This window comes from Streptomyces sp. f51, assembly GCF_037940415.1.
Taxonomy (GTDB): domain Bacteria; phylum Actinomycetota; class Actinomycetes; order Streptomycetales; family Streptomycetaceae; genus Streptomyces.
On the sequence record NZ_CP149798.1, the window covers coordinates 5667103 to 5689171 of the forward strand.

Genomic DNA, 22069 nt, shown 5'->3' on the forward strand with positions numbered 1-22069 from the left:
CGGGGGCCCTGTCGGTGGTGGATCAGTGCAGTGCGCCGATCTCGGTCGCCGAGAGGGTCCGCGGATAGACGTGGACGTCGGCCACGGAGCCGGGGAAGGCCAGGTACGGGGTCGTGGCGGAGGCGCTGTTGACGCAGCCGCCGATGGTCAGGGGCATGGAGGAGTCGTACTGGGGGCTGATGTTGGTGGCGGTCCCCATCAGGGTCCCGTTCTGGTAGAGGGCCATCGAGCCGGAGCCGGAGACACCGGCGACCGGTGCCCGGTAGGCGGCCACGAGATGGGTCCAGGTGCCGACGGGGGCCGAATCGGGGGCCCCCTCCGCGGTCGGGAAGTCGGAGTTCTCGTCGTTGGTGGTGGTGGTCTGGAACATCCAGGCCTTGCTGGGTTTGTCGTAGGAGAGGTAGAAGGCCTGGTGCTGGGTGGTTCCCTGGCAGACGGCCGTGGTGCCGAGCGCCGAGTTGATCTTCACCCAGGTCGAGACGGTGTAGTCCCCGAGGGTGTTCACCGCGCTCTGCTTGCTCTTGAGGAAGCCGGTGCTCCCGTCGAAGGCGACGCTCCCGGTCGTCCCGCTCGGCGCGTCGGTGCCGTAGGTGGCGCCGCCGGAGGCGGTGAGCGGATTGAGGCCGGAGGTGTCGGCGCCGCTGGCGGCGAGCTTCCACTCGTCCTCGGGCATGCCGCTCTCCCAGCCCGTGGGCACGATCACGCTGCCCGGACCGGCCTCGTCGGCCGTCATGGCGTACGGGTAGACCTGCACGCCCGAGACGGAGCCGGGGAAGGCGTTGTACGGGGTGGCGTCGTCGGGGCTGTTGACGCAGCCGCCGATGGTCAGGGGCATGGAGGAGTCGTACTGGGGGCTGAGGTTGGAGGCGGTCCCCATCAGGGTGCCGTTCTGGTAGATCGCCATGACGCCGGTGTCCGCGTCACCGTCCACGGGAGCGGTGTAGGTGACCAGGAGGTGGGTCCAGGTGCCCAGCGCGCCGGTGTTGGCGTCTCCTTCCGCGGTGGGGAAGGAGGAGTTCTCGTCGTTGGTGGTGGTGGTCTGGAACATCCAGCCCTTGTTGTCCCGGTCGTAGCCGAGATAGAACGCCTGGTGCTGGCTGGTCCCCTCGCAGATGGCGGTCGCCGGGTTGTCGGCCGAGTCGAGCTTCACCCACGCGGAGATCGAGTAGTCGGCGAGTGTGTTGACGGCCGTGTGGTCGCTCTCCAGGAATCCGGTGCTGCCGTCGAAGCGGGTGGCACCGGCGGGGGCGTTGACCGCGTCCGGGCTCGTCGCGCCGAAGGTCGCGCCGCCGACCGGGGCGAACGGGTTGTCCCCGCGGGCGTCGGTGCCGTCGGAGGCCAGGTCCCACTCGTTGTCCGGGGTGTCGCCGCCGGTGGCGAGCGGGACGACGAGGTTCGGCGCGATGCCGACGACCTGGGTGTTGGTGTCGTTGAGGTACCGGCCGGCGAGGTCGGTGTAGTAGGCGTCGGAAGGGTTGCCGGACGTGAGGTCGGCCGACTTCACGGTCGACGAGGTGGCCGTGCCGTCCGTGGAGACCGCGGCGGCGAGGTCGATGATCTGGGTCGGGTAGTTGTTGAGCAGGTCGGTGTTCACCTGTTCACGCGCCGCCTCCTGGGCCGCCGTGCCCGGGTGGGCGGCGGTGAACGGCGGGATGGTGGTGAGGTAGACGGTGATGTTGGAGTTCTGTGTGACGGGCTGCCCGTTGATGTAGGTCTGTCCGTCGTCGGTGTAGTACGAATTCAGCTGGCTGTTGAGCGAGGCCAGCCCGTTCTCGACCTTGGTGGCGCAAGTGTTGGCGTCGCCGGTGCAGTTGAGCAGGTCGGTGGCACCGGTCGAGACGAGGACGGTGCGCACGTTGCCCTGGGCCAGCACATTGCGGTCCAGCGGGTTCAGCGCGTTCGTCGGGGTGTCGCTGTTGGTGGTCTGCGGCAGCAGGTTGTTGGTCAGGCTGCCGCTGTTGGTGCCGGCGTTCAGCACGCCGTAGTCCACCGTGCTGTCGCCGTTGGGGTCGTCGGCCATGGCGCCGGTGATGGCGTCGCTGAGGTGGTGCCGGCCGTCGCCGCTCGCGGTGTCGCCGTTGACGCTCTGGTCGCCGTAGAGGACCAGCGAGCCGGTGGGCGCGGTGGCGGGCGTGGTGACGTCGATGCCGGCCAGGTAGGGCAGACCGGTGTACGTGGTCTGCGTGTACTTGGTGGCGGCGGTGTCACCGGTGCGGTTGGCCGCGTCGCTGACCCATACCGGGGTCTGCGCCGCCGCGTGGCCCGCCATGGCCGTCACCGAGCCGTGCACCTGAACGCTGACCAGCACGGTCGACTGCTGCGGGACCGCCAGGGTCACCGGGTCGCTGACGACGTCGCCACCCGCGGGGACGGTGACGGAGGCCGCGCCGTTGAAGGTCAGCGGCTTCGGCGCCGAGGCCGCCGTGGCGCCGCCCGTGGTGCCGTCCTGCGGAGCCACGGAGGCCGCGTCGAAGGTCACGGGCGCGGTGCCCATCGCGTTGGACAGGTGGACGCGGACCCCGTTGCCGTCGTCGGTGCCGATGCTGACGTGCGCCGGCATACGGAGGGTCTGCCCGTTGACGGTGGCGGTGGTGCCGCCGGACTGCTGCACCTTGGCGGTGTCCTGGACCGAGGACCAGGTGCCCACCCAGTGCTGGGCGCTCGTTCCGCTCCCGGTGGCGGTCAGCGGGCGCACACCCATGCCGAGGATGTGCAGAGTGGGCTGGCCGGCCTGGACGCCGTTGGTGAACAGGGGCAGGGAGATGCTGCTGATGACCGAGCCGGGGCAGGCCAGCGGGACGCTGATCGCGTAGATCTTGGGACCGGGGCTGGGGCTGGTCTGGGTGTTGTTGCTGTGGTTCTGGTGGACCAGGGTCACCGACGCGGCGGAGGCGGGGCCGCTGAGCCAGTCGGGCACCGTGTCGAGCTGGTAGGGCTGCTCGGCTGGATCGCCGTTGGGGTCGAGGCAGTTGTTCTTGGCGTAGGTGATGGTGCCGGTGGTGCCCTTGGCCGCGCCACCGGTGGCGAAGCCGAGGAGGACCAGCGCGTCACCGGTGTTCACCACACCGGTGCCGGGCACGGTGACGGTCTGGCCGGAGGCCAGCATGTTGTCGTAGGTGCCGGTGCCGAACTTGGGCAGGGTGACGGTCGCACCGTCGACGGTCACCGTCTTGCCGCTCTGCCAGCCCGAAGTGCTGGTCAAGTCAGCGGAGTTGATGCTGTTGCCCGAGCCGTCGGCGTCGGCCGCGCTGGTCGTGGTGGTGAAGGTGCTGGTGGCGGTGTTGTTCAGGCAGCTGCTCGTGGCGTTGATCGTGCAGGTCAGTGCCGGCGCGAGCCGCAGGACGTCGACGCCCGCCTGATATCCCGCCGAGCCGGGGTTCTTGCCGGTCAGCGTCAGGGTCAGGGTGTGGACGCCCTGCTTGAGGTTGAGCAGCTGACCGCTCGCGTCCTTGGGGATCCCCAGATTGACGAACTGGGTGGTGACGTACGAGTTGTAGGCGTCGTACCCGCTGAGCAGCGTGGCCTGGGTGGGCTTGCCGTCGTCCAGGACGAGGCGGTAGATGCCGTAGTCCTTGGCCTTGGTCAGGTTGACGCCGAAGCTCCAGGGACCGTCCTTCGGAATGTCGAAGCCGAGCGTGGCGCTGTCGCCGCTGACCACCTTCGACGTGGTGCTCTTGTTCGCGAGAAACGCCTGGAAGCCGTCGGCGAACTCGTAGCCGCTGCCCGCGGCCTGGGTGATCAGCTGACCGCCCTTGCTGGTGGTCGTCGCCTTGGGTACGACCGTCGTCGTGCCGTCGGCGTTGGTCGCCGTCCAGCCGCCGACCATCTTGTCGCCGTAGGCGTACGTCGGGGTGCCGGCACCCGCGTAGAAGGCGTAGGACGTCTGGGTGATGGAGGTCGATCCGGCCTGGTCCACGGCCTTGGCGTACAGGGTGTGCGGCCCCGCCGTGCCGGGTGCGAAGGCGGGTGAGGCGCTGCCGTTGACGACCGAGGTGCCGGTGCCGGGACCGTTGTCCGAGGTGGCGTAGTAGGCCTTGCCCGGCGCGATCTTCGTGGTCGTGGTCCAGTGGGTGACGCTGCTGCTGTAGACCGTGTTGCCGAGCGTGGCGTCCAGCGAGAACAGGTACCCGGTGATGTTGTTGGTGTGGTTGTTGCTGACCGTGAAGGTGCCCTTGTCGCCGAAGGCGGAACCGATCTGCTTGGCCGGGAACTGACTCGACGTCACCGTCGGGGCCGGCGGCGCGCTGGTGTCGACGGTGAAGCTCTGCGTCTTGGTCCAGATGCCCGAGCCGGTGCCGGCCCAGTACCCTGCCGCGTTCTGCGCGGTGGCCTTCCAGGTGTAGGCGCCGTCCGGCAGGCTCGGGGCGGTCCAGTCACTGCCGTTGGTGTTGTACCGGGCGCGCTTCTTCGAGTCCGTACTGGGTCCGAAGCCCTGGTGGATCAGGGTGCCCGAGGAGTTGTAGAGGTTGTACTCCACGCGCACCAGTTCGCTGCCGCCGGCCAGGTCGGGGTCGACCGCGCGCGCGGAGAGCGTCGGCGTGTGGGTGGTGGTCATCGTCTTGCCCATGCTCACGATGGACGGCTTGATGGCAGGGGTGCCGGTGCCGTTCTTGAGCTTCGGGCGGTAGCTGTAGGTGACCGACATGGTCGCGCCGCCGCCGTAGGCGAGCTGCTTCCACTGGTGGGGGTCGTTCATGTCGGGCGACTGGACCATCAGCGTCATGCTCTTCCAGCCGCCGGCCGCCGCGCTCACCGCGCGGGAGGTGACGTCGAACTCCAGGGACGGCGGGCTGACCCAGGAGTTGGCGCCGTCCGTGACGGGACAGGTGCCGGCCTCGTGGCTCTTGGGGTTGGTGCCGAGCGATCCGGTGCGGCCACCGGGCTCGTGACCCCAGTACAGGGAGGAGGAACTCCAGCCGGCGGGGCGCTCGGTTCCGTACACGGCGGCCGGGGTGTCGTCGCAGGAGGCGGCGGAGAGTTCCTTCACGTACAGCGAGGCGTGGCTGACCACGGCGCCCTTGATGCCGCTCGTGTTGATCTGGTAGTACGTGCGGGCCCGTTCACCGTTGCCGGGGTTGTCGTTGTCCCACCCCTCGCGGGCGTTGGTGGCACCCGAGGTGGAGGTCGAGTTGTAGACGTTCCAGCCGTTGTCGGAGATACGGGCCCAGTCGAGCTGGGAGGGCCTGCCGCTCCACTCGGGGTCCACGTAGACCGGATACGCGGTGGTCCTGGCGGTCAGCAACCCCTTGTCCAGGCCCAGCAGTTGCCTGCCCGGCTTCAGGGTGACCCGGACCCGCGAGCGGTGCCGGCCGACCTTGGCCGCCGCCTTGTGCTCGGCTCCGGCCGAGGAGGCGGACGAGACGCGGGCCACGGCCTTGCCTGCGGACTGCTTGCCCGCGCTGTCCCACATCAGCGCGGTGTCGCTGTGGAACACGGTCCGGCCGGTCCGCCTGTCCGTGGCCCGTGCGCCGCCGTCGCGCGTGGGCGCCAGCTTCAGGCCCGCCGACGTGGTGTTCAGGGCGAGGGCCTTCAGACGCGGATCGGCGGCGGCCTTGGGGGACTTGATGACGAGGATCGAGGAGTAGCCGGAGGCGTCCGCGGTCAGCTGGAGATCGACCTGCGGCAGCACGTCGGGGTAGGTCGCGGTGTCACCGGATATGACGGGCCTGGGCAGCGTGCCGGGCCAGGAGAAGCCCAGTCTGTCGCCGCCGTCGCGCAGGGTGACCAGCGCGCCGGAGCCGCCGCCGGAGAAGGTGACGTCGGTGACGGTGGCCCTGGGCGCCCAGGTGCCGTCCGCCCGCCGCACCAGCTTGGTGTCGATGGGCACCCACTTGCCGTGCTGCCGGGTGCGCTGCGGCATGGAGGAGTCGGTGCGGGTGAAGGTGCCGTTCGGGTTGGCCACCACCATGGTGCCGGAGTCGGTCAGCTGGTCCACGGTCACCGGCTTGCCGGTCGCCTTCGCCCGTGCGGACGCCGACTCGGTCGCGTTGAACCGCCTGGCCGAGGGGTGCGGGTGGCTGCCGTGGTGGGACGCCGGATGAGGTGAGCCGGCGGGTGCGGCATGGGCCGGCACCGTCGCCGAGAGGGAGGCCGCGGCCAGGGCCGCGACGACGCCTGCCGCGACAGGTCTGGCCGCTAAACGTCTGGATGTGCGCATGGGTGTGCGAAAGGCGGACATGCAGTTCGGGATCCTTCGCTGGTCTCGTGCGGTTCCCCCCGTGGGTCCGCGCCGATGTGCATTCTGAGGTCCCGGATCAAGAAGGGTCTATCGCCAATTGACCATCCAGAGAACAAAGTTGGTCCGTTTTTGCTCCATCAGCACCAACTTGGGTCTCAAGTGCTCATGATCCTTGGGGGTTTCACGGGAGAACCTTTACCTGTGAAGCCCCTGTGGGTCCCGGCGTGAGGATCACCGGGGAGATGATCTTCGGCTGTCCTCCTTCGGCGGATCGGCTCGACGCGGGCATGGACCCGGAGGGCCACTCGGGCGCCCGGTCCGGGCAGGAGATCTTCGAGAGGTTCTTCCCCGGGCCGCGGCGGACGGCGCCCGACGAGGCGCTCGGCATTCTCGGAGCCCGGGCGCCGCGACTGATCCACGAGGGGCTGCGGGAGGGCCGTCCGGCCCGATCGCGAGCGCGGGGCCGGGGCCCTCCGGGGAGCGCCTACCCTTGAGGCATGACCATCAGCAGCGACCGGAGCCCCGCAGTGGACGTAGCAGCACCCAAGACCTACGAAGTCCGTACCTACGGGTGCCAGATGAATGTCCACGACTCGGAGCGATTGTCCGGGCTGCTCGAAGACGCCGGTTACGTGCGGGCCCCCGAGGGTGTGGACGGGGACGCCGACGTCGTCGTCTTCAACACCTGCGCCGTACGCGAGAACGCCGACAACAAGCTCTACGGCAACCTCGGCCGCCTCGCCCCGATGAAGACGAAACGTCCCGGCATGCAGATCGCCGTCGGCGGCTGCCTCGCCCAGAAGGACCGCGACACCATCGTGAAGCGGGCACCCTGGGTGGACGTCGTCTTCGGAACGCACAACATCGGCAAGCTGCCGGTCCTCCTGGAGCGCGCCCGCGTCCAGGAGGAGGCGCAGATCGAGATCGCCGAGTCCCTGGAGGCCTTCCCCTCCACGCTCCCGACCCGCCGCGAGAGCGCGTACGCGGCCTGGGTGTCGATCTCCGTCGGCTGCAACAACACCTGCACCTTCTGCATCGTCCCCGCGCTGCGCGGCAAGGAGAAGGACCGCAGGACCGGCGACATCCTGGCCGAGATCGAGGCACTGGTCGCCGAGGGCGTCTCCGAGATCACCCTCCTCGGCCAGAACGTCAACGCGTACGGCAGCGACATCGGCGACCGCGAGGCCTTCAGCAAGCTGCTGCGCGCCTGCGGGAAGATCGAGGGACTGGAGCGCGTGCGCTTCACCTCGCCGCACCCGCGCGACTTCACCGACGACGTGATCGCCGCCATGGCCGAGACGCCGAACGTGATGCCGCAGCTGCACATGCCGATGCAGTCCGGGTCGGACACCGTCCTGAAGGCCATGCGCCGCTCGTACCGCCAGGAGCGCTTCCTCGGGATCATCGAGAAGGTCAGGGCCGCCATCCCGCACGCGGCGATCACCACCGACATCATCGTGGGCTTCCCCGGCGAGACCGAGGAGGACTTCGAGCAGACGCTCCACGCGGTCCGTGAGGCCCGCTTCTCGGCCGCCTTCACGTTCCAGTACTCCAAGCGCCCCGGCACCCCGGCGGCCACCATGGAGGGGCAGATCCCCAAGGAGGTCGTCCAGGCGCGCTACGAGCGTCTCGTGGCCCTCCAGGAGGAGATCTCCTGGGACGAGAACAAGAAGCAGGTCGGCCGTGTCCTGGAGCTGATGGTCGCCGAGGGCGAGGGCCGCAAGGACGGCGCCACCCACCGGCTGTCGGGCCGCGCCCAGGACAACCGGCTGGTCCACTTCACCAAGCCGGACGAAGAGGTCCGCCCCGGTGACGTGGTCACCGTCGAGATCACCTACGCCGCCCCGCACCACCTGCTCGCCGAAGGCGCCGTCCTTGACGTGCGCCGCACGCGCGCCGGGGACGCCTGGGAGAAGCGCAACGCCGCCGAGGCCGCCAAGCCCGTCGGCGTCATGCTGGGCCTGCCGAAGATCGGCGCCCCGGAGCCCCTTCCGGCCGCCACGGGCAGCGGCTGCGGGTGCGACTGAGCGAGCGACGGCGACGGCGGTGACCGGCGGGGCCGTAGCTGACGGCGGCCGGGGCCGCCCGCGCTGACCGTGGCCGAGGCTGCGGCTGCGTCCTGTGGTGGTGACCGATCGGGGTCCGACGGCGACGTACGACACCGGGGCGGACCCCGGCGCACCGGCGGTGTACGGGACGGGGGCGGGACCCTGGCGGTCCGGCGATGTACGGAACCGGGGCGGACCCCGGCGGTCCGGTGGTGTACGGCACGGGGGCGGGACCCTGGCGGTCCGGCGGTGTACGGAACCGGGGTGGACCCCGGCGGTCCGGCGGTGTACGGAACCGGGGCGGGCCCCGGCGGACCGGCGGTGTACAGAACCGGGGCGGGCCCCAGCGGACCGGCTGCGTATGGAACCGGGGCGGACCCCGGCGCACCGGCGGTGAAGCTGGGCGGGGCCCCGGCGGACCGGCGGCGTACGGCGTTACGCTGCGGATCATGCTTGTAGCCGCCGCAGTCTGCCCCTGCCCTCCGCTGCTCGTCCCCGAGGTCGCCGCCGGCGCGGCGCCCGAGCTGGACGCCGTCCGCGCCGCCTGCACGGACGCGCTCGGCGTCCTCGCCGCGTCCCGTCCCGACCTGCTGGTGGTCGTCGGCCCCGCCGGGGAGAGCGGGCGCGGACGCCATCCGCAGGGCACACGCGGCTCCTTCGGGGGCTTCGGGGTCGACCTCACGGTGCGCCTCGGCCGCCCGGACGCGGACGGCGTGGGCGACTCCGGCACGGGCGCCGGGCACTCCGGCCCGGACGGCACGGGCCACGCGTCCTCCGGACGTGAACTGCCGTCCTCCCTCGCCGTGGCCGCCTGGCTGCTGGAGCGCACCGGCTGGTCCGACGCCCCGGTGGAGGGGCTGGGGGTGGGGGAACCCCTGGAGACCGAGCGGTGCGTCGAGACCGGGGAGCGGATCGGCGCGCGGGCCGGGCGGGTGGCCCTGCTGGTGATGGGGGACGCCAGCGCGTGCAGGACCCTCAAGGCCCCCGGCTATCTCGACGAGCGCGCCGAGGCCTTCGACGCGGAGGTCGCGCGGGCGCTCGCGGCGGCCGACGTCGCGGCCCTCAAGGCGCTGGACGCCTCCCTGGCGTACGAACTGAAGGCCGCGGGTCGTGCCCCCTGGCAGATCCTCGCGGGCGCGGCCGCGGGCGCGGGACTCGGCGGCGACCTGCTCCACGACGACGCGCCCTACGGGGTGGGATACCTCGTGGCGGCCTGGTCCTAGGAGCGGGAAGCGGCGGCCCCGACGACGGAGGATCCCTCGGGGCCGGTGCGCGCGCCGGTCAGGACGCCCGGGGCGGGGTCGGCGCGTCCGGCGGGCTCGTGTCCGTGCCGTCGTCCTTGTGAGCGAGGCGGTCCACGGCGTCCTTCGCCTTGCCCGTGCCCGTGTGGATCTTGTCGCTGTACTTGTGCTTGGTCTTCTCGTCGACCACCTTGGCGGCCTTGTCGAGCCCGTCGGCGACCTTGTGCCCGTGCTGCTGCGCGAGCCCGGAGACCTTGCCCTTCGCGGGCTCCAGCTTGGCTTTCAGATTGTCCATCAGACCCATGGTTCGCCTTCCCTCGCGCGGCAGTTACGTGGGGGAGCCCTTGTCGGCCTCGGTGTCGGCGGCCTCCGGCCTCCGGAGAAGCCGTTCAAAAACGCCCATATCAGGTCCATACGTTACTCGTGAGGGCGAACATCCGCGTCGCCCGGTGCGGGCCGCCGTCGCGTGAGGCGGGGCATCGCCCGGCTCGTTGGAGGAGAGGCCCCCGGGTTTGCGAGACTGGGGCGGTGAGCAGCGCACCCCCCGCACCCCGGGTCATCGCCGTCGTCGGACCGACCGCGGCAGGAAAGTCCGATCTGGGCGTCTTCCTCGCCAGGCATCTCGGCGGCGAGGTCGTCAACGCCGACTCGATGCAGCTCTACCGCGGGATGGACATCGGCACCGCCAAGCTGACGCCCGCCGAGCGCGGCGGCGTCCCGCACCACCTCCTGGACGTCTGGGACGTGACGGTCACCGCCAGCGTCGCCGAGTACCAGCGGCTGGCCCGCGCCCGGATCGACGCGCTGCTCGCCGAGGGCCGCTGGCCCGTCCTGGTGGGCGGCTCAGGACTGTACGTCCGCGGAGCCGTCGACAAGATGGAGTTCCCCGGCACCGACCCGGCCGTGCGTGCCCGGCTGGAGGAGGAGCTGGCCCTGCGCGGCCCGGGGGCCCTGCACGCGCGGCTCGCGATGAACGACCCCGGCGCCGCCGAGGCGATCCTGCCCAGCAACGGCCGCCGCATCGTCCGCGCCCTGGAAGTCATCGAGATCACCGGCAAGCCCTTCACCGCCAACCTGCCGGGACACGACTCCGTGTACGACACCCTTCAGATCGGCGTCGACGTGGCCCGCCCCGAACTGGACGAGCGCATCGCCCGCCGGGTGGACCGGATGTGGGAGGCCGGGCTCGTGGACGAAGTCCGCGCGCTGGAGGCGCGGGGACTGCGCGCCGGGCGCACGGCGTCCCGCGCGCTCGGATACCAGCAGGTGCTCGCGGCGCTCTCCGGGGAGTGCACCGAGGACGACGCCCGCGCCGAGACCGTACGCGCCACCAAGCGCTTCGCGCGCCGTCAGGATTCATGGTTCCGGCGCGACCCCAGGGTGCATTGGCTCAGTGGGGCTGCGACGGATCTCACGGAACTTCAGGAACTCGCACTGGCGTTGGTCGAACGACCGGTCACAGCCTGATCACGTCATGGCATCGGGACGCTCCGGCCGTCATCCGGGCCTCCGGTGCCGTGCCATCATCGAGCTTCGATCGACCAGTGAAGTCCGAGTTGGGAGGGCGCGTGGCGATGGAGGCCGGCCCTCGCGACACCGCACGAGGCGCTGAATACGGTGCTGATCGGGACGGAGTTCGTCTGAGCATCGATCCGGACGCCGACCCCGGCGTCGAGCCGGAGCTGGGCGGAGAGCGACTGAGCTCCGACGGCCCCGAGGACACCCCCGACGGGGTGATCGCCGACGGCCCCGGCCCCGGCGAGATGTCCCCGGAGGTCGAGGTCGAGCTGCGCCCGCAGCGTCTGCTGCGCATCTGGCAGCTCGCGCCGATCGTGGCGCTGGCCGCGACGGGCTCCCTGATGTTCGCCTTCCCGCTCGCCTTCGAGTTCGGTGACGGCGGTGCCGTGGTCGCCATGCTCGGACTGCTGATCTGCCTGTGCGCCGCCGGCTGGGGCCTGATGGCCGCCCGCCGCGTCGGGTACGCGCTGCCCGGCCTCCCGCCGCGCGGCTCAGGCCGACGCGCCGACTGGCGGGTGGTGCTCGCGTACGTCGTGGTCGTCGCCGCGGTGGCCGTGCTCGCCGTCGGACGCGTGGCCCGGCTGCGCTGAGCCCGGCCCGCTCCTTCCCCCGGGGCCACTCCTGCTCCCAGGCGCGCTCCCGTCCCCGGGGCCGCGCAGCGCTCCGGGTCCGCTCGTCCCCTCCGGGTCCGCGCCTTGTCCACGGCGCGTTCCTCCCCACCCGTGCCGTTCGGACGTCCGCCGCGACCCCGTACGATCGAGGAATGAGCACGCGGATCGCCTTCCTCAAGGGGCACGGGACCGAGAACGACTTCGTGATCATCCCGGACCCGGAGAACGTCATCGACCTCCCTCCCGCCGCCGTCGCCGCGCTGTGCGACCGCCGCGCGGGCATCGGCGGCGACGGTCTGCTGCACGTCGTGCGGTCCGCCGAGCACCCCGAGGCCAAGGAGATGGCGGCCGAGGCGGAGTGGTTCATGGACTACCGCAACGGCGACGGCTCGGTCGCCGAGATGTGCGGCAACGGAGTGCGTGTGTTCGCCCACTACCTCCACCGCGCCGGGCTCGTGGCCGAAGGCGACATCGCGGTCGCCACGCGCGGGGGCGTGAAGCCCGTGCACATCGCCAAGCACGGCGACGTCACCGTCGGCATGGGCAAGGCGCTCCTCCCCGAGGGAGAGGTCACCGTGAGCGTCGGCGAGCGCAGCTGGCCCGCACGCAACGTGAACATGGGCAACCCGCACGCGGTCGCCTTCGTGGACGACCTCGCGCACGCCGGTGACCTGTACGCGCCGCCGCCGTTCTCCCCGGCCTCCGCCTATCCGGACGGGGTCAACGTCGAGTTCGTCGTCGACCGTGGGCCGGGCCATGTCGCCCTGCGGGTCCACGAGCGCGGTTCCGGCGAGACCCGCTCCTGCGGCACGGGGGCGTGTGCCGTGGCCGTCGCCACCGCCCGCCGCGACGACGCCGACCCCGCGGTGACCGGCACCCCGGTGACGTACACCGTCGACGTGCCCGGCGGACGCCTCGTCATCACCGAGCGCCCGGACGGCGAGATCGAGATGACGGGCCCGGCGGTGATCGTCGCCGAGGGCGAGATCGACACGGAGTGGCTGGACGGCGCACAGCGCTGAGCCGCGCGGCGCCGACCCGCGCGGCGCCGACCCGCGCGGCGGCGCAGGGTGCCCGCATCGGGTCCGCCGCCGCCCCGGCCGGCCGGCCACTGGACGGACGTCGTACGTCCTTGCCGTCCATTCCAGAAAATCGAAACCGTAAACCCCAAAACCTTCGCTCGAATGGGTGATCCGTTTCACGCTCGCCGAGAGGCGGTCTGCCGGGCGTGGTGGGGTCGGTAGCATCAAGCACCGGCCCGGACGGGGGATCGACACCATCTCCTGAGCCGAGTTCGCCATGGGGCACCCGTCCGCCGGTCTGACGCAGCCGGAGGTGCCCATGAGTGCGGAGGCGACGAATCCCGCGACGCCAGGCCCTGTGACGCCCGCCGTCCAGCACACGGCGGACCTGGAGCCCGGAGTGACCCCGGCGCACCGCAAGAAGGCGCGGCCCCGGATCGACCTGCGCCGGCTGGGGCGCGCCGCACTGCTCGGGCCGGCGGCCCGCGACCGGCTGCCCGACGCGATCGGTCATGTGGCGGAGGCCCACCGCGCGCACCACCCCGACGCCAAACTGGAGCCCCTGCGCCGGGCGTGGGTCCTCGCGGAGTCCTCGCACCGCGGCCAGATGCGCAAGAGCGGCGAGCCGTACATCACCCACCCGCTCGCCGTGACCCTGATCCTCGCCGAACTCGGCGCCGAGACCACGACGTTGACCGCTTCCCTGCTCCACGACACCGTCGAGGACACGGAGGTGACGCTCGATCAGGTCCGCGAGGAGTTCGGCGACGAGGTCTGCTATCTGGTCGACGGCGTCACCAAGCTGGAGAAGGTCGACTACGGCGCCGCGGCCGAACCGGAGACCTTCCGCAAGATGCTGGTCGCGACGGGCAACGACGTCCGGGTCATGTCGATCAAACTCGCGGACCGGCTGCACAACATGCGCACCCTCGGGGTCATGCGCCCCGAGAAACAGGCCCGCATCGCCAAGGTGACCCGGGACGTGCTCATCCCGCTGGCCGAGCGCCTCGGCGTCCAGGCGCTCAAGACCGAACTGGAAGACCTCGTCTTCGCGATCCTGCACCCCGAGGAGTACGAGCACACCAGAGAGCTCATCTCCGAGAACGCGGGCCGCGCGGGCGACCCGCTCGCGGAGATCTCCGAGGAGGTGCGCACGGTCCTGCGCGACGCCGGGATCCAGGCCGAAGTCCTCATAAGGCCGCGGCACTTCGTCTCCGTGCACCGGGTTTCGCGCAAACGCGGCCCGATGCGCGGCGCCGACTTCGGACGCCTGCTGGTGCTCGTGAACGAGGACGCCGACTGCTACGGCGTCCTCGGCGAACTGCACACCTGTCTCACCCCGGTGGTCTCGGAGTTCAAGGACTTCATCGCCGTCCCCAAGTTCAACCTGTACCAGTCGCTGCACACGGCCGTCACCCGCGGCGACGGCCAGGTCGCCGAAGTCCTCATCCGCACCCACCAGATGCACAAGGTCGCCGAGGCCGGAGTCATCGCGCTGGGCAATCCCTACGCGCCGCCGTCGGAGGAACAGCCGGACGGCGGCGGCGAGCGCCCCTTCGACGGCGAGCGCGCCGACCCCACCCGCCCCGGCTGGCTCTCCCGCCTGCTCGACTGGCAGCAGGGCGCCCCCGACCCGGACACCTTCTGGTCGACACTGCGCGAAGACCTCGCCCAGGACCGGGAGATCACCGTCTTCCGCGCCGACGGAGGCTCGCTCGGCCTGCCCGAGGGCGCCAGTTGCGTCGACGCCGCGTACGCGCAGTACGGCGAGGACGCGCACGCCTGCATCGGCGCCCGCGTCAACGGCCGCCTGGCGACGCTGAGTACGGTCCTGCGGGACGGCGACACCGTGCAGCTGCTCATGGGCCAGGACCCCGCCTCCGAGCCGTCCAGGGAATGGCTGGAGCACGCGCACACTCCCGCCGCGCGGATCGCCATTCAGCGCTGGATCGCCACCCATCCCGCACCCGGCGAGGAGGAGGCGCCCAAGCCGTCCGCCACCGGCCCCCGCCCGTCCGCCGCGGCCCCGCCCCGCCCCGCCGAGACACAGGCCGCCCGCACCGCCGGACCGCAGACCGCCCGTCCCGCCAGCGCGGTCGCCGACCTCCCCGGCGCCTCCGTACGCATGGCCGGCTGCTGCACCCCCGTACCGCCCGACGAGGTGACCGGCTTCGCCGTCCGCGGGGGAGTGGTCACCGTGCACCGCGTCGAGTGCGCCGGAGCGGCGCGCATGAAGAGCGCGGGGCGCCCGGAGGTGGGAGTGCGCTGGGGTGACACCACCGAGTGCCGCGTCACCCTGGTCGCCGAGTCCTTCGGACGCCCGCATCTGCTCGCCGACCTCACCGAGGCCATCGCGGCGGAGGGGGTCGCCATCGTCTCCGCGACCGTCGAACCGCCGAGCCAGCAGCGCGTACGCCACACGTACACCCTCCAACTCCCGGACGCGGCCCACCTCCCGGGCCTGATGCGCGCCATGCGCAACGTGCCCGGCGTGTACGACGTGAGCCGCCCCCAGCACCCGGCGACCGCGGCCCAGTAGCACGGCGACGACGGCCCGCTGGAACAGGCCCTCGCGCGCTGGCCCCAATGAACCCCGGCACCTACCCGTTCGGGTGGGCCGGGTGCGAGTCGGCGGCGCGGGACCGGTGCGCGCTGGTAGCCGTGGTCCATGCCGCTCAACGCCACCCCCACGCCCGCACGCCCGAGGAGCCGCCGTGTCGCCGCGGCCCTGCTCGCCTCGGCCGTCTCCGTCTGTCTGATCGCCGCGAGCGCCCCGGACCCGGCCGTGCCCCTGGGAGTCGGCGACCGCCTCTTCCCCACCCTCGGCAACCCCGGGTACGACGTCGAGTCGTACGACCTCGACTTCACCTACCCGGGCAGCAACGACAAGCCGCTCACCGCCGTCACCACCATCGACGCGCTGACCACCGAGCCGCTCGACCGCGTCAACCTCGACTTCGCGAACGGAACCGTCCGGTCCGTCGACGTCAACGGAAGCCCCGCCCGCTTCGCGAAGGCCGGCGAGGACCTGGTGGTGACCCCCGCCGAACGCCTGCCCGCCGGGTTCCCGCTGCGCATCACCGTGCGGCACACCAGCGACCCCGTGAGCGCGAAGGGCCAGGACGGAGGCTGGGTAAGGACCAAGGACGGGCTCGCGATGGCCGGCCAGGCCGACGCCGCGCACCTGGTCTACCCGTGCAACGACCACCCCTCCGACAAGGCCCTGTTCACCATCCACGTCACGGCCCCCGACCGGTACACGGCCGTCGCCAACGGACTGCCCGAGGGCACCCGCCACGCGCGCGGGACCACGACCTGGACCTACCGGACCGAGCACCCCATGGCCACCGAGCTGACCCAGGTGTCCATCGGCCGCTCCGCCGTGCTGCACCGGCAGGGGCCGCACGGACTGCCCGTACGGGACGTGGTCCCCAGCGCGGACAAGGCGGCGCTCGAACCCTGGCTGCGCAAGACCCCCGGCCAGATCGCCTGGATGGAGAGCAAGGTCGGACCGTACCCCTTCGAGACCTACGGGCTGCTGATGGCCCAGGCGCAGACCGGCTTCGAACTGGAGACGCAGACCCTGTCCCTCTTCGAGAAGGAGCTCTTCACCCAGCCCGCGTACCCGAAGTGGTACGTCGACTCGATCATGGTGCACGAGCTGTCGCACCAGTGGTTCGGCGACAGCGTCACCCCCGGCACCTGGTCGGACGTGTGGCTCAACGAAGGGCACGCCACCTGGTACGAAGCCCTGTACGCCGAGGAGAAGGCGCACAAGCCCATGGAGAAGCGGATGAAGGCCGCCTACCGGCTGTCCGACTCCTGGCGCGCCGCCGGCGGGCCGCCCGCCAGGCCGAAGGGGCCCAACCCCGGGCAGAAGATCAGCATCTTCCGCCCCAACGTCTACGACGGAGCGGCCCTGGCCCTGTACGCGCTGCGCCAGGAGATCGGACGCCGTGCCTTCGAGCGCCTGGAGCGCACCTGGGTGAGCGTCAACCGCGACGACGTGGCCTCGACGGCCGACTTCGTGGACCTCGCCTCCGCCGTCGCTGCCCGCGATCTGCGCGGATTCTTCAAGGCGTGGCTGTACGGCGCCAAGACACCGCCGATGCCGGGTCACCCGGACTGGAAGAGCGACGCCCCGAAGGCGCTCAAGAGCAGGTGACGAGGCGGCACGGGCGGGCACCCGGAGTGACGGGAGCACCCCCGGGAAGCCGGGAAGGGGCGTGTGCCGGCACCCCGCGGGCGGCGATGTCCGCGGGTGTCCGGCGGGTCACGATAAGTCGCGTGACGCGCCCCACCACGCCGTGGGACCATCGTCGAGCCGGCGGCGCCGCCCCCTTCGGAGGGCCGGCCGGACCGGAGCCGGGAATCTCCCGGAGGCCGCGGACGTTGTTCCCTTCGTGGGGCGGTATCCGTCGGCCCGCAGCTCATCCCATCTACGTAAGGATCCAATGACCTCCTCTTCTTCCCCTTCCCAGGAAGCGCAGACCTCCGCGCAGAACTACCCCGAAGGTCTTCGGGCCGATGCCCTGATGGAAGAGGACGTCGCCTGGAGCCACGAGATCGACGGAGACCGGGACGGCGAGCAGTTCGAACGCTCCGAGCGCGCGGCCCTGCGCCGCGTTGCGGGCCTCTCCACCGAACTCGAGGACGTCACCGAGGTCGAGTACCGACAGCTCCGTCTGGAGCGCGTCGTCCTCGTCGGTGTCTGGACCACGGGAACCATCCAGGACGCCGACAACTCGCTGGCCGAGCTGGCCGCACTCGCGGAGACCGCGGGAGCGCTCGTGCTCGACGGCGTCGTCCAGCGCCGCGACAAGCCCGACGCGGCCACGTACATCGGTTCCGGCAAGGCCAACGAACTCCGGGACATCGTCCTGGAGACCGGCGCCGACACCGTGATCTGTGACGGTGAACTGAGCCCCGGCCAGCTGATCCACCTCGAGGACGTCGTCAAGGTCAAGGTCATCGACCGCACGGCCCTGATCCTCGACATCTTCGCCCAGCACGCCAAGTCCCGAGAGGGCAAGGCACAGGTGGCGCTCGCGCAGATGCAGTACATGCTGCCGAGGCTGCGAGGCTGGGGTCAGTCGCTGTCGCGTCAGATGGGCGGCGGCAAGGGCGGCGGCCTCGCCACCCGTGGTCCCGGTGAGACCAAGATCGAGACGGACCGGCGCCGTATCCGCGAGAAGATGGCGAAGATGCGCCGGGAGATCGCGGAGATGAAGACCGGCCGCGAGATCAAGCGCCAGGAGCGCCGCCGCAACAAGGTGCCCTCGGTCGCCATCGCCGGATACACCAACGCCGGCAAGTCCTCCCTGCTCAACCGCCTCACGGGCGCGGGCGTCCTCGTCGAGAACGCGCTGTTCGCGACCCTCGACCCGACCGTGCGCCGGGCCGAGACCCCGAGCGGACGGCTGTACACGCTGGCCGACACGGTCGGCTTCGTACGGCATCTGCCGCACCACCTGGTCGAGGCGTTCCGCTCCACCATGGAGGAGGTCGGCGACTCCGACCTGATCCTGCACGTCGTGGACGGTTCGCACCCCGCACCGGAGGAGCAGCTGGCCGCCGTGCGCGAGGTCATCACCGATGTCGGCGCGACCAAGGTCCCCGAGATCGTGGTGATCAACAAGGCGGACGCGGCCGACCCGCTCGTGCTTCAGCGCCTGCTGCGGATCGAGAAGCGCTCCATCGCGGTCTCCGCGCGTACGGGCCAGGGCATGGACGAACTCCTCGCCCTGATCGACAACGAGCTGCCGCGCCCCTCGGTCGAGATCGAGGCGCTCGTCCCGTACACGCACGGCAAGCTGGTCGCCCGTGCCCACACCGAGGGCGAGGTGATCTCCGAGGAGCACACCGAGGAGGGCACCCTGCTCAAGGCGCGGGTTCACGAGGAACTGGCGGCGGACCTCGCACCGTACGTCGCGGCGCCCGCGCTCCGCTGAGTCCGCCGGACCGGTCCGCCGTCAGGCGCTCGCTCCGGACACGGCAAGCGAAGGCCCGCCCCCTTTCGAGGGGGCGGGCCTTCGCCGTGCGGGCGTGAGGATCGGAAGGGGCCGGCAGGGAGCGTCTCCCACCGGCCCCGGTCACGCCGGGCGCGTCACCGCCCGGCGAACTTCGCGCTCACCGAGTCGTACACACCCTTGGCCACGTCACCCAGCCGCGGACCCGCCAGCCAGCCGAACTTGACCGGGCCGATCGAGGTGTTGGACACCAGGGCCCGCTTGCCGTCCGAGCCCGTGGCCACCCAGCCGCCGCCCGAGGAGCCGCCGGTCATCGTGCAGCCGATGCGGTACATCGTCGGATCGGCCTGCGCGACCGAAAGACGGCTCGGCCTGTCCGTGCACTGGTACATCCTCTGGCCGTCGAACGGCGCCGCGGCCGGATATCCGGTGGCCGTGATGCTCGACACCTTGGGCACGGCCGGAGCGTTGAAGTTCACCGGAAGCGCCGAACCGACGGTCTCCTCAAGGGACTTGCCGCCGCTGCCCTTCTCCGGTGTCACGTGCAGCACCGCGTAGTCGTACGAGGCTCCCTGACCGCCCGTCGGACCGCCCTGCTCGATCCACTGGTCCGAGGTCTGCGCCCAGTCGCTCCACCACACGCCGTACGGGGCGACCTCCTGGCGCGGGGCGTTCTGGAGCTGCGCCTCCGTGCGGCCCTGGTCGTTGTAGGACGGGACGAAGGCGATGTTGCGGTACCAGCCGCCCTTCTTGCCGGCGTGCACACAGTGGCCCGCGGTCCACACGAGGTTGGACTTGCCCGGGTGTGCCGGGTCCTCGACCACCGTCGCCGAGCACACCATCGTGCCCTCGGGGGAGTCGAAGAACACCTTGCCCGCCTCGGGCACGTTCGCGTGGTACGCCGTCTTCACGGCCTGCGCCGTCACCGCGGCCGGTTCCGGGTCCGTGACGCCCTGGTCACCGCTGAGGTCGTTGTCGTCGACGCCCTTGTTCTTGTCCGGGTCGTCGGCACGGCGCATACGGGACGGATCCCAGAGGCCCTTGATGATCGGGTTGACGAAGTCGTCGGCCTGGCGCAGCCATTCGTCCTTGTCCCAGTTCTTCCAGGCGCCGTGCTTCCACTTGTCGATGTCGATGCCGTGCTCTTTGAGCTTGTTCTTGATGTCGTCGGGGATCTGGATCTTGCCGTCACCGCCCTGGGAGGCGGTGGCGGTCGGCTCACCGCTCGCCGTGTCGGCGCCGCCCGAGTCGCAGGCGGTGGCCGTCAGCGTCAGGGCCGCGACGAGGCCGACGGCGGCCAGCACGGGGGACGTTCTGCGGCGCGCACTCCCGCCTCGTCGGGCGGCGAAGGGCGGGCGTATGGATCGCATGGTGTAACTCCCCCTGCACGTATGGGACCTGTGCGGTGCGTCTTCGGGTGTCTGAGCGGTTCGTCCGGCACGGCCGAACGGCATCACAGACTATGCGGTCGTCATGCGGGGTGCCCGACGGAACGGCAACGGTTCCGCTACGGGGGAGGACCTGCGCCGCCTTGCGGCATTCCGACGGACGGTCACGCCGACCGCGGTGCCGGTCCGCCCCGGCAAAGAACCGGTAAGGAACCCGGAATTCACCCGCTTCCCAACGCGACCGGCGTCGTTGGTACGTACGGGGGGCCTGCCGTCTGCGTCCGGACCCTCCTGCCAACTCGCCTCTGAACAGCGGGAGGACCTGAAGTCGTGGCCGTGACCGAGTCTGCGGTGGTGCCGGTGGAGGCGCCAGGGGAGCCCGAGGGGGCGCGGGGCACCGGCGCCGGAGCGGCCGAGCGGGCGCGCGCCGCGCACGAGGGCATCCTGCGGCGCCAGTCGGCGCGCGAATCGGCGGCACGCACCTACGCGCGCGCTCTTCCGATCGTTCCCGTGCGAGCCCGCGGACTGACGATCGAGGGCGCCGACGGACGCCGCTATCTCGATTGCCTCTCCGGAGCCGGGACCCTGGCCCTCGGGCACAACCACCCCGTCGTCCTGGAGGCCCTCAGAAAGGTCCTCGACTCGGGGGCGCCCCTGCACGTCCTCGACCTCGCGACACCGGTCAAGGACGCCTTCACCACCGAGCTGTTCAGCACGCTTCCCCCGCGGTTCGCCGAGCGCGCGCGGATCCAGTTCTGCGGTCCCGCCGGGACGGACGCCGTGGAGGCCGCGTTCAAACTGGTGCGCGCCGCCACGGGCCGTACCGGCATGCTCGCGTTCACCGGCGCCTACCACGGGATGACCGCGGGGGCGCTCGAAGCGTCCGGCGGGGCGACCGACGTCCGCGTCGCGCGCCTGCCCTATCCACAGGACTACCGCTGCCCGTTCGGCGTCGGCGGCGACCGCGGCGCCGAACTCGGCGCGCGCTGGACGGAGTCCCTGCTCGACGACACCAAGTCCGGCGTCCCGCTCCCCGCCGGGATGATCCTCGAACCCGTCCAGGGGGAGGGCGGGGTGATTCCGGCGCCGGACGCCTGGACACGGCGGATGCGCGAGATCACCCGGGACCGGTCCATCCCGCTGATCGTGGACGAGGTCCAGACGGGCGTGGGCCGCACCGGCACCTTCTGGGCCGTGGAGCACAGCGGCATCACCCCCGACGTGATGGTGATGTCCAAGGCCATCGGCGGCAGCCTGCCCCTGGCCGTCGTCGTCTACAGCGACGACCTCGACGTGTGGCAGCCCGGCGCGCACGCCGGCACGTTCCGCGGCAACCAACTGGCCATGGCCGCGGGCACGGCCACCCTGGCGTACGTCCGCGAGCACGGTCTCGCCGAGCGCGCGGCGACCGTCGGCGCCCGCATGCAGGATCAACTGCGTTCACTGGCGGCGGAGTTCCCCTGCATCGGCGATGTGCGCGGCCGGGGGCTGATGATCGGCCTCGAACTCGTGGACCCCGAAGGGACGCGGCGGCCCGGTCCGGACGGCCCCCTCCCCGCCGCCCCCGACCTCGCCGCCGCCGTCCAGCGGGAGTGCCTGCGCCGGGGTCTGATCGTGGAACTCGGGGGCCGCCGGTCGAGCGTCGTACGGCTCCTGCCTCCCCTGACGATCAGCGACGAGCAGGCGTCCGCCGTGCTGGACCGGCTCGCCGACGCCGTGAGCGAGGTGAGCTCGACGGCCCCCGGGGACCGGAGAGCCGGGAGCGACACGGCACGGGGGGCCGAAAGCCCTCTGTGACCGCCCGGCCCAGCCGCCGACCACGCACACAGGAGAGCCCGGCGCGCCCCGGCTCCGCCCCGGTCTCGTCTCCGTACGAGCCCGAACGACCCGCAAGGAACCTCTCGTGAACGCCACCCCCGCACCGGACAGCCCTCCCTCCTCGTACGAGCGGGCGACCCTCGGCCCACCGCTCCCGCACCTGTCCGGACCGGAGTCCCTCCCCCGCCAGAAGGAGACGGACCAGGCACCTGAGCAACGGGGACCGGGCACCGTCGAGCTGCCGGATGCCGGCGGGGCCGCCGATGAGGTGCCGGT

At 71.5% G+C, this 22069-nt stretch carries 12 protein-coding genes; 9 read left to right on the forward strand and 3 right to left on the reverse strand.

Annotated elements, in window-relative coordinates; genetic code table 11:
- Nucleotides 1-22: 22 nt before the first annotated feature.
- A complete protein-coding gene (locus WJM95_RS24715; protein ID WP_339131987.1) occupies nucleotides 23-6157 on the reverse strand; it encodes a LamG-like jellyroll fold domain-containing protein in 6135 nt (2044 codons plus the stop codon).
- A 518-nt stretch (nucleotides 6158-6675) separates the two neighbouring features.
- Between WJM95_RS24715 and miaB the strand changes: the two genes are divergently transcribed.
- Together miaB and WJM95_RS24725 are read left to right on the forward strand one after the other, a co-directional pair.
- Entirely contained in the window at nucleotides 6676-8205 is a 1530-nt protein-coding gene (gene miaB, locus WJM95_RS24720) for a tRNA (N6-isopentenyl adenosine(37)-C2)-methylthiotransferase MiaB (protein ID WP_339131988.1), read from the forward strand.
- A gap of 470 nt (nucleotides 8206-8675) precedes the next feature.
- Entirely contained in the window at nucleotides 8676-9449 is a 774-nt protein-coding gene (locus tag WJM95_RS24725; protein ID WP_339131989.1) for a class III extradiol dioxygenase subunit B-like domain-containing protein, read from the forward strand.
- Nucleotides 9450-9507: 58 nt separating this feature from the next.
- On the opposite strand, the gene WJM95_RS24730 is transcribed toward WJM95_RS24725, so the two are convergent.
- Nucleotides 9508-9771, reverse strand: coding sequence for an antitoxin (locus tag WJM95_RS24730; protein ID WP_339131990.1), 264 nt, complete (start codon nucleotides 9769-9771; stop codon nucleotides 9508-9510).
- Between the two features lie 224 nt (nucleotides 9772-9995).
- On the opposite strand from WJM95_RS24730, the gene miaA reads away from it, so the two are divergent.
- The 6 genes from miaA (at nucleotide 9996) to hflX (ending at nucleotide 18569) form a co-directional block, all read left to right on the forward strand.
- Nucleotides 9996-10934 carry a tRNA (adenosine(37)-N6)-dimethylallyltransferase MiaA gene (gene miaA, locus WJM95_RS24735; protein WP_339131991.1) on the forward strand — a complete coding sequence of 313 codons (939 nt, stop codon included), beginning with the start codon at nucleotides 9996-9998 and terminating at the stop codon, nucleotides 10932-10934.
- 107 nt (nucleotides 10935-11041) lie between these two features.
- Nucleotides 11042-11575 (forward strand): hypothetical protein, encoded by a 534-nt coding sequence (locus WJM95_RS24740; RefSeq protein WP_339135814.1) that lies wholly within the window; start codon nucleotides 11042-11044, stop codon nucleotides 11573-11575.
- A 173-nt stretch (nucleotides 11576-11748) separates the two neighbouring features.
- Nucleotides 11749-12618, forward strand: coding sequence for a diaminopimelate epimerase (gene dapF, locus WJM95_RS24745; protein ID WP_339131992.1), 870 nt, complete (start codon nucleotides 11749-11751; stop codon nucleotides 12616-12618).
- A gap of 319 nt (nucleotides 12619-12937) precedes the next feature.
- A complete protein-coding gene (locus WJM95_RS24750) occupies nucleotides 12938-15157 on the forward strand; it encodes an HD domain-containing protein (RefSeq protein WP_339131993.1) in 2220 nt (739 codons plus the stop codon).
- Between the two features lie 129 nt (nucleotides 15158-15286).
- Nucleotides 15287-16783, forward strand: coding sequence for a M1 family metallopeptidase (locus WJM95_RS24755; protein WP_339131994.1), 1497 nt, complete (start codon nucleotides 15287-15289; stop codon nucleotides 16781-16783).
- Between the two features lie 289 nt (nucleotides 16784-17072).
- On the forward strand, nucleotides 17073-18569 hold the full coding sequence (gene hflX, locus WJM95_RS24760; protein WP_339131995.1) for a GTPase HflX: 1497 nt from the start codon (nucleotides 17073-17075) through the stop codon (nucleotides 18567-18569).
- Nucleotides 18570-18724: 155 nt separating this feature from the next.
- Here hflX and WJM95_RS24765 read toward each other — a convergent pair whose 3' ends face one another.
- Nucleotides 18725-19957 carry a hypothetical protein gene (locus WJM95_RS24765; RefSeq protein ID WP_339131996.1) on the reverse strand — a complete coding sequence of 411 codons (1233 nt, stop codon included), beginning with the start codon at nucleotides 19955-19957 and terminating at the stop codon, nucleotides 18725-18727.
- A 378-nt stretch (nucleotides 19958-20335) separates the two neighbouring features.
- Between WJM95_RS24765 and WJM95_RS24770 the strand changes: the two genes are divergently transcribed.
- Nucleotides 20336-21772, forward strand: coding sequence for a diaminobutyrate--2-oxoglutarate transaminase family protein (locus tag WJM95_RS24770; protein WP_339135816.1), 1437 nt, complete (start codon nucleotides 20336-20338; stop codon nucleotides 21770-21772).
- The last annotated feature ends 297 nt before the right edge of the window (nucleotides 21773-22069 follow it).

Coding starts and splice junctions, on each gene's coding strand:
- WJM95_RS24715 (WP_339131987.1), bottom strand. CDS start 6,157: ATGCGCACATCCAGACGTTTAGCGGCCAGACCTGTCGCGGCAGGCGTC.
- miaB (WP_339131988.1), top strand. CDS start 6,676: ATGACCATCAGCAGCGACCGGAGCCCCGCAGTGGACGTAGCAGCACCC.
- WJM95_RS24725 (WP_339131989.1), top strand. CDS start 8,676: ATGCTTGTAGCCGCCGCAGTCTGCCCCTGCCCTCCGCTGCTCGTCCCC.
- WJM95_RS24730 (WP_339131990.1), bottom strand. CDS start 9,771: ATGGGTCTGATGGACAATCTGAAAGCCAAGCTGGAGCCCGCGAAGGGC.
- WJM95_RS24740 (WP_339135814.1), top strand. CDS start 11,042: ATGGAGGCCGGCCCTCGCGACACCGCACGAGGCGCTGAATACGGTGCT.
- dapF (WP_339131992.1), top strand. CDS start 11,749: ATGAGCACGCGGATCGCCTTCCTCAAGGGGCACGGGACCGAGAACGAC.
- WJM95_RS24750 (WP_339131993.1), top strand. CDS start 12,938: ATGAGTGCGGAGGCGACGAATCCCGCGACGCCAGGCCCTGTGACGCCC.
- WJM95_RS24755 (WP_339131994.1), top strand. CDS start 15,287: ATGCCGCTCAACGCCACCCCCACGCCCGCACGCCCGAGGAGCCGCCGT.
- hflX (WP_339131995.1), top strand. CDS start 17,073: ATGACCTCCTCTTCTTCCCCTTCCCAGGAAGCGCAGACCTCCGCGCAG.
- WJM95_RS24765 (WP_339131996.1), bottom strand. CDS start 19,957: ATGCGATCCATACGCCCGCCCTTCGCCGCCCGACGAGGCGGGAGTGCG.